Origin of the sequence: Stenotrophomonas sp. Sm10 (assembly GCF_030985515.1) — a bacterium.
Lineage (GTDB): Bacteria > Pseudomonadota > Gammaproteobacteria > Xanthomonadales > Xanthomonadaceae > Stenotrophomonas > Stenotrophomonas hibiscicola.
On the sequence record NZ_JAPTFO010000020.1, the window covers coordinates 45368 to 56882 of the forward strand.

General features: G+C 66.3%; 13 protein-coding genes. 12 read left to right on the forward strand and 1 reads right to left on the reverse strand.

Going from position 1 to position 11515, the window contains the following annotated elements:
• Positions 1-29 precede the first annotated feature (29 nt).
• The 12 genes from O0J15_RS08105 to O0J15_RS08160 all read left to right on the forward strand — a co-directional run bounded on the left by O0J15_RS08105 (position 30) and on the right by O0J15_RS08160 (position 11254).
• A complete protein-coding gene (locus O0J15_RS08105) occupies positions 30-1223 on the forward strand; it encodes a flagellin (protein WP_308305461.1) in 1194 nt (397 codons plus the stop codon).
• A gap of 72 nt (positions 1224-1295) precedes the next feature.
• Positions 1296-2474, forward strand: coding sequence for a flagellin (locus O0J15_RS08110; RefSeq protein WP_057501107.1), 1179 nt, complete (start codon positions 1296-1298; stop codon positions 2472-2474).
• A gap of 441 nt (positions 2475-2915) precedes the next feature.
• The gene (fliD, locus tag O0J15_RS08115; protein WP_308305462.1) at positions 2916-4334 is read left to right on the forward strand and encodes a flagellar filament capping protein FliD; all 1419 of its coding nucleotides are present in this window, start codon (positions 2916-2918) and stop codon (positions 4332-4334) included.
• A gap of 128 nt (positions 4335-4462) precedes the next feature.
• Positions 4463-4879 carry a flagellar export chaperone FliS gene (fliS, locus tag O0J15_RS08120; RefSeq protein ID WP_021201753.1) on the forward strand — a complete coding sequence of 139 codons (417 nt, stop codon included), beginning with the start codon at positions 4463-4465 and terminating at the stop codon, positions 4877-4879.
• Positions 4876-5169 carry a hypothetical protein gene (locus O0J15_RS08125; RefSeq protein WP_021201752.1) on the forward strand — a complete coding sequence of 98 codons (294 nt, stop codon included), beginning with the start codon at positions 4876-4878 and terminating at the stop codon, positions 5167-5169. Before fliS ends, O0J15_RS08125 begins: the two co-directional genes overlap by 4 nt.
• On the forward strand, positions 5166-5744 hold the full coding sequence (locus O0J15_RS08130; RefSeq protein ID WP_019659609.1) for a PilZ domain-containing protein: 579 nt from the start codon (positions 5166-5168) through the stop codon (positions 5742-5744). The genes O0J15_RS08125 and O0J15_RS08130 overlap by 4 nt, the downstream gene beginning before the upstream one ends.
• A gap of 92 nt (positions 5745-5836) precedes the next feature.
• Positions 5837-6469, forward strand: a complete 633-nt coding sequence (locus tag O0J15_RS08135; protein WP_005413261.1) for a response regulator transcription factor — start codon at positions 5837-5839, stop codon at positions 6467-6469.
• A 323-nt stretch (positions 6470-6792) separates the two neighbouring features.
• Positions 6793-8202: an RNA polymerase factor sigma-54 gene (rpoN, locus tag O0J15_RS08140; RefSeq protein WP_308305463.1), complete on the forward strand. Its 1410-nt coding sequence runs from the start codon at positions 6793-6795 to the stop codon at positions 8200-8202.
• 14 nt (positions 8203-8216) lie between these two features.
• Positions 8217-8594 carry a response regulator transcription factor gene (locus O0J15_RS08145; RefSeq protein ID WP_005409556.1) on the forward strand — a complete coding sequence of 126 codons (378 nt, stop codon included), beginning with the start codon at positions 8217-8219 and terminating at the stop codon, positions 8592-8594.
• Positions 8591-10096 carry a sigma-54 dependent transcriptional regulator gene (locus tag O0J15_RS08150; RefSeq protein WP_164144564.1) on the forward strand — a complete coding sequence of 502 codons (1506 nt, stop codon included), beginning with the start codon at positions 8591-8593 and terminating at the stop codon, positions 10094-10096. The genes O0J15_RS08145 and O0J15_RS08150 overlap by 4 nt, the downstream gene beginning before the upstream one ends.
• Positions 10097-10236: 140 nt before the next feature.
• The gene (locus tag O0J15_RS08155) at positions 10237-10707 is read left to right on the forward strand and encodes a hypothetical protein (RefSeq protein ID WP_308305464.1); all 471 of its coding nucleotides are present in this window, start codon (positions 10237-10239) and stop codon (positions 10705-10707) included.
• Positions 10708-10837: 130 nt separating this feature from the next.
• A complete protein-coding gene (locus O0J15_RS08160) occupies positions 10838-11254 on the forward strand; it encodes a hypothetical protein (protein ID WP_308305465.1) in 417 nt (138 codons plus the stop codon).
• A 41-nt stretch (positions 11255-11295) separates the two neighbouring features.
• Here O0J15_RS08160 and O0J15_RS08165 read toward each other — a convergent pair.
• Positions 11296-11515, reverse strand: a 220-nt coding sequence (locus O0J15_RS08165) for a hypothetical protein (RefSeq protein ID WP_308305466.1), incomplete at its 5' end; no start/stop codon positions are given.

Sequence of the window (11515 nt, forward strand, 5' to 3'; positions counted from 1 at the left end):
CACGTGCAACCGCTCAAGGACCTCTCCTCATGGCACAAGTCATCAACACCAATACGATGTCGTTGAATGCTCAGCGTAACCTGAGCACCAGCGGCAGCTCGCTGGCCACCACCATCCAGCGCCTGTCCTCCGGTTCGCGCATCAACAGCGCCAAGGACGACGCCGCCGGCCTGGCGATCTCCGAGCGCTTCGGCACCCAGATCCGCGGTACCGACGTCGCCATCCGCAACGCCAACGACGGTATCTCGCTGGCCCAGGTCGCCGAAGGCTCGCTGACCGAGATCGGCAACAACCTGCAGCGCGTCCGCGAGCTGTCGGTGCAGGCCTCCAACGCCACCAACTCGGCCAGCGACCGCAAGGCACTGCAGGCCGAAGTGACCCAGCTGGTTTCCGAAATCGACCGCGTCGCCAAGCAGTCGGACTTCAACGGCACCAAGCTGCTGGACGGTTCGTTCTCGAGCCAGCTGTTCCAGGTGGGCGCCAACGCCGGCCAGGCCATCGCCATCGACAAGACCATCGACGCCAAGGCCAACGCCCTGGGTGGTGCCCGCTTCGACACCAACGCGCTGGCCCTGGCCGATCCGGGCACCAACGCTGACTTCAGCACCACCGGCCTGTCCATCAATGGCGTGGCCATCGCTGACGTCTCGGTCAAGCAGGGCGCCGACGCCGCTGCCACCGGCAAGGCCTCGCGTGAAGCGCTGGTGACCGCGATCAACGCCAAGATCGGCGAGACCGGTGTCTACGCCGAAGTGAACGGCACCGCCGGCGTCACCCTGACCTCGGTCAAGGACAGCGCCAACGCTGATGGCTCGTTCAAGGCGATCACCGCCACCCCCGGCACCTGGGCAGGCAACACGCAGGCGACCTTCACGGCCACTGCCGATGCTGCGGCGCCGGCCGCCAAGTACGCCAGCAACCTGGACGTGAGCACCGTGAAGGGCGCCCAGCAGGCAATGGAAATCGTCGACAAGGCCCTGGGTGCGATCAACAGCACCCGCGCCGACCTCGGCGCGATCCAGAACCGCTTCACCTCGGTCGTGGCCAACCTGCAGACCTCGTCGGAAAACCTGTCCTCGTCGCGCAGCCGCATCAAGGACACCGACTTCGCCAAGGAAACCGCCGAGCTGACCCGCACCCAGATCCTGCAGCAGGCCGGTACGGCCATGCTGGCCCAGGCCAACCAGGTGCCGCAGGGCGTGCTCAGCCTGCTGCAGCGCTGACATGAGCCGCCCCCGGGGCACGTCGGGGGCGTCTAACCCAACTCACGTGCAACCGCTCAAGGACCTCTCCCCATGGCACAAGTCATCAACACCAACACGATGTCGCTGAATGCTCAGCGCAACCTGAGCACCAGCGGCAGCTCGTTGGCCACCACCATCCAGCGCCTGTCCTCCGGTTCGCGCATCAACAGCGCCAAGGACGACGCCGCCGGCCTGGCGATCTCCGAGCGCTTCGGCACCCAGATCCGCGGTACCGACGTCGCCATCCGCAACGCCAACGACGGCATCTCGCTGGCCCAGGTCGCCGAAGGTTCGCTGACTGAAATCGGCAACAACCTGCAGCGCGTCCGCGAGCTGTCGGTGCAGGCCTCCAACGCCACCAACTCGGCCAGCGACCGCAAGGCACTGCAGGCCGAAGTGACCCAGCTGGTTTCCGAAATCGACCGCGTCGCCAAGCAGTCGGACTTCAACGGCACCAAGCTGCTGGACGGCTCGTTCTCCAGCCAGCTGTTCCAGGTTGGTGCAAACGCCGGTCAGTCGATCGCCATCGACAAGACCATCGATGCCAAGGCCGGCTCGCTGGGCACCTCGACCTTCGCCACCGGCGCGACCGCTGCCCTCACCGCCAGCACCGACGGTGCGCGCTTCTCGGGCACGGTGATGGGCGTGGACATCGGTACCGTCGAAGTCAAGGCCGGTGCCACCACCGCCGACGCGTCCAAGGCCGTAGCAACCGCCATCAACGCCAAGATCGGCGAGGCCGGCATCTACGCCGAAGCCAACGCCGACGGCACGCTGAAGCTGAGCTCGGTGAAGGAAGGCAAGGCCGTTGCCACTGCCGACATCGCCCTGATGCGCAGCGACTACGACGCCACTGCCAAGACCTGGGGCACTGCGGCCGCCGCCGGTGCCTACACCGCCGGTGCTGACACTTCGGCCAACGTGCAGAAGCTGGACGTGAGCACCGTGCTCGGCGCGCAGCAGGCCCTGGAAGTGGTCGACAAGGCCCTGGGTGCGATCAACAGCACCCGCGCCGACCTCGGTGCGATCCAGAACCGCTTCACCTCGGTCGTGGCCAACCTGCAGACCTCGTCGGAAAACCTGTCCTCCTCGCGCAGCCGCATCAAGGACACCGACTTCGCCAAGGAAACCGCCGAGCTGACCCGCACCCAGATCCTGCAGCAGGCCGGCACGGCCATGCTGGCCCAGGCCAACCAGGTGCCGCAGGGCGTGCTCAGCCTGCTGCGCTGATCCACGGCAAGAAGGCGCCGCTACCGTCGAAGTGAATCGACGGTAGCGGCAACCTGGAAGCCATGGTGCTCGAAGGCGCGGGCCATGCCCGGCCCGGGAAACCTCCCGAACCGGCTCGGCATCGCCCGCTCCTGCGGACCTCTCTTTCAGCGCTGTACCTTTGACTGTACGTACCGGGCGGCTTCGTCTCCCCCCGATTGTCAGTAGCCTGATCCCTCCCCTGCATTGGGGGAGGGCTTTTTGCAGACCCCCGGCAGCCTGCGGTGAATGTCCCCGCACCCTGCCCCAACCCTCCTGCAATCTGCGTGCCACAACCTGGGCCAGACCATTGGCACGGCGCATGCATCAACGAAGTCCTCAAGACCCAGCGGCGCAGGCCGCTATTTTCGTTGACGACGGGCCGCCGCACGACGGCCAGGCCCGGATACCAGGAGAAACGACGTGGCAGACTTTGGATACGGTGGCATTGGCTCGGGGCTGGACATTTCCAGCATCGTCAACCAGCTGGTCGCAGCTGACCGCAAGCCCGCCGACAATGCGCTGAACCTGCAGCAGTCCAAGGCCAAGATGCAGCTGTCGTCGATCGGCACCGTTACGGCGGCCTTCGACAAGCTGAAGACCGCGCTGACGGCCCTCAAGGCCACGACGGCCTTCGATACCCGCACCGTCACCGCCACCGGCAAGGCCGGTCCGAACAATGCAGATGATGTGCTGACGGCGTCGGTCGCGTTGTACGACGTGGGCACGACCAAGGCAGCGGCCTCCAACGGCACGCACCAGGTGGAGGTGAAATCCCTCGCCACGGCACACAAGCTGATCGCCGATACCTCGGTGCCCAAGACCGACACCTTCGGTGCCGGAACCTTGACGCTGACCGTTGGCGTGGGCGACAAGGCCAAGACCATGAACGTGACGGTGGAGGACGGCGACACGCTGACCACCATCCGCAACAAGATCGATGCCGCCGGGCGCAAGGAAGGCGTGCAGGCCACGCTTATCAGCTCGGGCGAAAACCAGTATCTGTCGATCGCCCAGGAAAAGACCGGTGCCGCCAACGCGATCAAGCTGGAGTATGCCGGCAGCGACCCGAAGCTGGGTGCACTGGTAGGCAGCCTGAAAGAAAACACGGCCGCTGCGGACGCCGAACTGACCATCGACGGCGTCAAAGTGGTCAGTGCCAGCAATACGGTGACCGATGCGGTACCGGGCCTGACCCTGAACCTGAAGGTTCCCGGCAAGAGTACCGTGGTGATCAGCACCGACACGGCCGCCGCGACCAAGGTCATGCAGGAATTCGTGACCGCCTACAACGCGGCGATCGCGGCGATCAACACGGAGACCAAATACGACGCCAAGACCAAGGAAGCCGCCACCCTGACGGGTGACGCGCAGATGCGCGGCGCCTCCAGCCAGCTGCGTTCGATGATGTCGAGCGTGTTGAAGGAGCTCTCGGCCGACGGCCTGGATCCGAAGGTGCTGGGCCTGCAGACCCGCGGTTATCCCAACGCCGACGGCAGCCTCGTTCTCGATACCACCAAGTTTGCCGCCGCACTGGCCAGCCAGCCTGAGAAGATCCGCTCGGCCATCACCGGCGACACCGGCGGTGCTGGCACCCTGTACACCATGGTCGACGGCTATGTCAGCACCACCGTCGGCAAGGAAGGGGCGTTCGTCGCCCGCACCAAGGGCCTGAACACCACGCTGGACAACATCGACAAGCGCCGCAAGGACCTCGACACGCGCATGAAGAACGTCGAGGAACGCTACAAGAAGCAGTTCCTGGCGCTCGACAGCCTGATGGGCAAGCTGCAGCAGAGCAACACCGCACTGCAGCAGCAGCTGGCACAGCTGAACCGCTAAAGGACGGCGTGCAACGCTCAAGTTTGGCGTGGTTCGCACCGATAACGGACGCAACAGCAATCAACGCCGCACCGCCGGCCACGGTCCCCACGACCACCCGACGGCACCCAGCGCAAGGAGAATCACGAATGTACGGTTCCAGCCGTCAATATGCCGAGCAGTACCGCCAGGTAGGAGTGACCAGTGCGGTTGCCGACGCCGATCCGCACAAGCTGGTGGCGATGCTGCTGGCGGGCGCGCTGGAGCGCGTACGCCGTGCCCAGGCCAGTCTTGAGCGTGGCGACCAGGCCGGAAAGGGCAAGGCGATCGGCGAAGTCTGCGCGATTGTCGGCCACCTCAACGGCTCGCTGGATCACGAAGCCGGCGGCGAGATCGCCGGCAATCTGTCGGCACTGTACGACTACGTGTTGCAGCGCCTGACCGAGGCCAACCTGCACAACGACCGTGCCGCGCTGGATGAATCGCTGCAGTTGCTGGGCGAGATCGACAGCGCCTGGAATGCGATCCCGCAGGAACAGCGCCGCCCGGCCGCGGTGGCGCCATGAGCCTGCACGAACTGCACGCCCAGCTGGATGCCTTCGAGAAGGCCCTGGGCGAAGAGTCCCTCGACCAGGCCGACAGCCTGCTCGACGGCCACGACAGCACGCTGCATGCGCTGCTCAGCCAGCCGCTGGCCGCCACCGACCACGCACCGCTGGCTGCGCTGTTCGATCGCCAGCAGAATCTGCTCGGCCTGCTGCGCCAGCGCCGTGATGCGGTGGCAGCACTGATGAATGACGGCCAGCGTTCCCTTCGCGCAGCGCATGCCTACCTGCAGGCAGAATCGCTGGCATGACCCAATTGCCGACCACGTCACTGCACCACCCGGCTGAAAGCGAGCTGTTCGACGAGACGCTCAGCTGCGAGCTGGCCCTGCCGGCCGAGTTCCAGGCAGGCAGCGCGGCCGGTCGCACCAGCAGCGCCGAAGGCCTGCTGCGCAGCCTGGCGCTGGTTGAAGACAGCCGCGTTGACGAACATGACGACCGCAATGAGGCCAGCCTGCAGTTGCAGCGGCTGGAGGCCAAGCTGGATCTGGCGATGGTGCTGCTCGGCCGGCTGGTACGCCAGCAGGGCCAGGAACTGACCCTGCGCCCCGTGCGCTGGTCGCGCCGCGGCATCCGCCTGCAGCTGGGCCCACGCAGTGGCGCCAGCCCCGGCCAGGCCGGCGTGGTGCGCCTGCAGCCCAGCGATTGGCTGCCCGACCATATCGACCTGCCGGTGGAAGTGATCGCCGAAGCGGCGGACGGTGGCGGCGGTCACTACCTGTGGCTGCGTTTCCAGCGTCTTGGCGATGGCCTTGAGATGGCAATGGAGCGGCACTTGTTTCGCCTGCACCGCCGCCAGGTGGCCGAGGCGCGCCGCGCCCGCTGAAACCTGCCACCATCACGCTTTGCGGGCAAGCCTTGGCGTGCCCGTTCAGCTAAGTTAAGGTGGACTCCCCTACACGGATCTGTTGCGTGCCTGTGCGAGTTCTCATCGTCGACGATCACACCCTCGTCCGCGCCGGCCTGGCGCGGCTGCTGCAGGGGTTTGCCGACGTGCAGCTTGTTGCCGAGGCCAGCAACGCCGAGCAGGCACTGCAGCTGGCCCTGCAGCACGCACCGGATGTGGTGCTGATGGACCTCTCGCTGCCGGGCCGCACCGGCCTGGAAGCACTCAGCGACATCCGCCTGCGCGCGCCCGGTACCCGGGTGGTGATGATGACCATGCACGACGATGCCGCTCACGTGCGCGATGCGCTGGATCGGGGCGCGGTCGGGTTCGTGGTCAAGGATGCAGCACCGCAGGAGTTGGAACTGGCGCTGCGCGCCGCGCACGCCGGCCAGGTGTTCCTGAGCCCGCAGATCTCCGCCAAGATGCTGGCACCGATGCTGGGCCGCGAGAAGCCCACCGGCATCGCCGCGCTGTCGCCGCGCCAGCGCGAGATCCTGCGCCGCATCGGCAAGGGTGAGAGCAACAAGGAAATCGCCGCCGACCTCGGCATCAGCGTCAAGACGGTGGAGACCCATCGCGCACGCATGATGGAATCGCTCGGCTGCCGCCGCGCCAACGATCTGCTGCTGCTGGCCGCGCGCCACCAGCACGAGCTGGAGTGATTGCCTGCGAATGGGGTCAGATCCCTTTCCGCAGGAAAGGGATCTGACCCCTGCCCGGCACTGCACCGGCGACGAATTCCCGTCACCCCGACGTTCCCTGACAGGAATCCGTACACCGGCCGCTGCAAAACCCGCTGCGTCGGCACGACGAATCAATGACTTGGCGGCCCGTTTCGTCAATATCCCGAGCCAATGTAGGGATAACCCCTACATCCTGTCGGGACAACCACGAATCCCCTCAGGAACCCCCTGATTCCGCCCCCGCCGGATCAAAAGCAAGATGCGTTCCACAAGGCGCCGGGGAGCGGCGCCGGGGAACCACGATGAAGGCTGCACTCTCGACCCAGCTGGGCCAACAACTTCACCTCACCCCGCAGTTGCTGCAGTCGATCCGGCTGCTGCAACTCGACGGCCTGCACCTGGAACAGGAAATCCAGCGCCTGCTGGACTCCAACCCGCTGCTCGAAATCGAAGAGGCCGAAGCGCCTGCCGCCGAAGCCACCGAGGCCAGCGCGACCACGCTGGAAACCGCCGCGTTCGACGAGTTGCCCGAGTCTTCGATGTGGGACGTGGTCGGCGCCAGCTGGCAGGACGGCGACGACGATCGCATGGCGCGCATCGCCGCCGGCGAATCGACCGACCCGCAATTGCGCGTGCTGCAGCGCCTGTCGCTGGACATGGATGACCGCGAACTGGCAGTGGCCGCGTTCTGGCTCGACCACTGCGATGAGGCCGGCTACCTGCAGGCGCCGCTGGCACAGCTGCAGCTGCTGGCCAGCGCCCAGTTCGACATCGCCGCCGCTGGCGTGGAAACCATCCGCCAGCAGCTGCTGCACGGCGAGCCGGCCGGCATGGCCGCACAGGACCTGCGCGAAGGCCTGCAGGCGCAGCTGCGCAGCCTGCACGGCGTGGTGCCGGCCCGCCATCTGGCTGCGCGCATCCTGGACGGCGCGCTCGATGCACTGGCTGCCCACGACTACCCCGCCCTCGCCCGCCAGCACGACGCCGAGATCGACGACGTGCGCGAGGCGGTGCGCCTGATCCTGTCGCTGCAGCCGCGCCCCGGCGACAGCCTGCTGCCCGAGCGCAACGCGGTGGTGGTGCCGGACGTCGTCGCTTGGCACGCCGACGGGCAGTGGAAGGTCGCCCTGAACCCGGCCACCAGCCGCCGCGTGTCGATCAACAGCCAGTACGAACAGGTGCTGGCCGAAACCAGCGACGCCGCCCCGGCGCTGCGCGAGATGCTGCAGGAGGCGCGCTGGTTCAGCCGTGGCCTGTCGATGCGCTACGACACCCTGCTGCGTACGGCGCGGGTGATCGTCGAGCGCCAGGCCGCCTTCCTGGTGCGGGGCGAAGAGGCCATGGCGCCGTTGACCCTGAAGGAAGTGGCCGAGGAAATCGGCATGCATGAGTCCACCGTCTCGCGCATCACCACCGGCAAGTTCCTGCAGACCCCGCGCGGCACCTTCGAGCTGAAGCACTTCTTCGCCGTGCGCCTGGAGGGCGCCAGCGTCTCCGGCCAGGCGGTGAAGGCCATGGTCCGCCGCCTGATCGACGCCGAACCGGCCGGCCGCCCGCTGGCCGACGAGGCCATTGCCGGCCTGCTGTCGCGCCAGGGGGTGAACATTGCCCGCCGAACCGTCGCAAAATACCGAGAACAACTGGATATCGCCCCGGCCCGCGAACGGCGCCGGCTCAGCGCCAGGCAACCCCAGCTGGCCCGGGTGGGCTGAAAAGGATGTTGGACATGAACAAGCTCACGGTCCTGCTGGTCGATGACCACGAGGGCTTCATCAACGCGGCGATGCGCCATTTCCGCAAGATCGACTGGCTGCAGATCGTCGGCAGCGCCGGCAACGGCCTGGAAGCGATCGAGCGCTCGGAAACGCTGCGCCCGCAGGTGGTGCTGATGGATCTGGCCATGCCGGAAATGGGGGGGCTGCAGGCCACCCGCCTGATCAAGTCGCAGGACGATGCGCCGTACATCGTGATCGCCAGCCACTTCGACGACGCCGAGCACCGCGAACACGCGTTGCGCGCCGGCGCCGACAACTTTGTCAGCAAGCTGTCCTACATCCAGGAAGTCATGCCGATCCTGGAAGGCCTCAGGGAGGAACAGTCGTGAGCGAATCGCGCATCCTGGTGCTGGACAACGACGCCGTGCGCGCGGAGCGCACCGTTGCCCTGCTGGAATTCATGGACTTCAACCCGCGCTGGGTGTCCGACGCAGCCGACTTCGACCTGGGCCGACAGCGCCAGAACGACTGGATGGCGGTGATCGTCGGCAGCCTGGACGACAGCCCCGCCAGCACCGCGCTGTATCACTGGCTGGGCGGCAGCAGCCTGCCGCCGCCGGTACTGCTGGCCGACGGTGATGCCGCTGCGTTCGCGCAGCAGCATGGCCTGCACGAAGCCAACATCTGGCCGCTGGAAACCCCGCTGCGCCATGCGCAGATGGAAGCGCTGCTGCGCCGCGCCAGCCTCAAGCGCCTGGATGCCGAGCACCAGGCCGGTGCCGCGCAGGAGCAGGGACCGACCGGCAACGGCCCGGCGGTCACCGCGCTGCGCACCATGATCGAACAGGTGGCCGCGTTCGACACCACCGTGCTGGTGCTGGGCGAATCCGGCACCGGCAAGGAAGTGGTGTCGCGCGCGATCCACCAGCGTTCGCCGCGCCGTGATGGCCCGTTCGTGGCGATCAATTGCGGCGCCATTCCGCCTGACCTGCTGGAAAGCGAGCTGTTCGGCCACGAAAAGGGTGCCTTCACTGGCGCACTGACCGCGCGCAAGGGCCGTTTCGAAATGGCCGAAGGCGGCACCCTGCTGCTCGACGAGATCGGCGACATGAGCCTGCCGATGCAGGTGAAGCTGCTGCGCGTGCTGCAGGAACGCAGCTTCGAGCGCGTCGGTGGCAACCAGACCATCCGCTGCAACGTGCGCGTGGTGGCCGCGACCCACCGCGACCTGGAGACCCGCATCGCCGAGGGCAAGTTCCGCGAGGATCTGTTCTACCGCCTCAACGTGTTCCCGATCGAAGTGCCCGCGTTGCGCGAGCGCCGTGAGGACCTGCCGGCGCTGGTGGAAACCATCGCCGCGCAGCTGGCCCGCACCGGCCGTGGCGAAGTGCGCTTCACTCCCGAAGCGCTGCAGGCGCTGTCCAGCTACGAATGGCCGGGCAACGTGCGCGAGCTGACCAACCTGGTCGAGCGCCTGGCGGTGCTGCATCCGGGCGGTTCAGTACGCGTGCAGGACCTGCCGGCCCGCTACCGTGGCGATGCCGCGCTGGCCGCCGTCGCTACGCCGGCGCCGGCACAGCCCGCCACCAGCGAAGAACGCCTGGACCTGCGCAGCTTCTCGTTCCACACCCCCGGCAGCGGCAACCAGCCGGCGCTGGAGCACGGCATCGCCGTCAATCGCCCGGCGGCACCGGCCGCCCTGCCCGACGAAGGCATGGACCTGCGCAACCACATGGCCAACATCGAACTGGGCCTCATCAACGAAGCACTGGAACGCACCCAGGGCGTGGTTGCCCACGCCGCCCAGCTGCTCGGCCTGCGCCGCACCACCCTGGTGGAAAAGCTGCGCAAGTACGGCATCGAACGCGAGCAGGCCGAACTGGCCGGCTGAAGCGCGCTGTCAGCATGAAGGGGGCACGAACGCCTGGGCTTGCCCAGGCGTTGGTGTTTGTGGGATTTGCAACTATTCCCGATGCGCTTCACTCCGGGACGCAATAGCCTCAGGGGTTGCGATTGCCACCGAGGAATGTCATGAGCGAGACCTTTGAAAGCTCCATGCAGGAAATACTGGAATCCATGCTCAGCGTTTGTCTTGAGTACAGCGATGACAGAGCCAATGGGGTCTATCTCTATTGCTCCGCAGAACAAGGGCTGCTCGCTGCTGATGTCTTCTACGAGATCGGTGGTGGCTTCTATGAGAAGCACTTGCTGAACAAGTCCGTTTGCACGGCAGAAGCAGCTGTCTTCAATACATCCGAGGAGCAGCAGTCTGCGCTTCTGGATTGTCTTCTGAGCGATCTCAAACAGTTGATCGCCCTTCACGTGCGCCACCATCGAGAGTCACCCACCGAGCTTAAAGCCCGGTATGACGTCGTGCGGCACAGCCTCACGGTGGACTACAGCTATGCCCTGAAGTACTCCAACCACGACACCTTGATGGCCAACGACATATTCGAAGCGTGGTTCGAAGAACTAAGGTGGCAGCGACCACGCGCGGATTGACATCGCGGTCATCGCGGTCAGATCCCTTTCCTGCGGAAAGGGATCTGACCCCATCGCATTTGCAGGTTTTCCTAGAGACAACACGGCCGCAGTGCGGAGTATGGCAAGGACATCCCAAGGAGGTTCCACCATGCATCGCCTGATCCTGCTCACCGCCCTGCTCTGCCCCGCCCTGGCCACCGCCGCCAACTGCACCCTACCCGCCACGCTCGACCAACGTCAGTTCACCAACCTCAGCGACCCGCTGTACGCGCCGGACAACCCCAACGCCGGGTGCATGGTGCAGGTCAGCTTTGCCGGCAGCCAGTACGTGCTGGATATCCTCGGCACCGACCTACGCATCGGCGGCAGCTACCGCTACCAGCGGCTGGCCCCACACATCGCGGAGATCCGGATGAGCGAAAGCCACCCGGCCGGCGCCGCCCACTACACCCTGCTGCTGACCTGCCTGAGCGACCGGCAGGGTCGTTTCATCTACACCCAGCACGACGGCCCCATCGCCCCGCGCCAGCGCCAGAATTCCGGCCGATGGACCCTGCAGCCCTAGGCCAGAAAACCGACGCCGGTTAAATGGCGCCACGACCGGAGTCAGAGCCGGTTGCGTTGCAACGGGATCCGACCCCGTGCCGACCAACGGTCGGCACCCACCACCATCAGAAGCACCATCAGAAGCACCATCAGAAGCACCATAGGCAGCAGGTTCCAACAGATCGCGGCCAACTGTCGAAGGCGGGGTGGGTCCGGTTGCGGGGGCGTGAGCGCCATGGATGGCGCGACCGAGCCTACAGGGACGTATTCACGGCGTCCC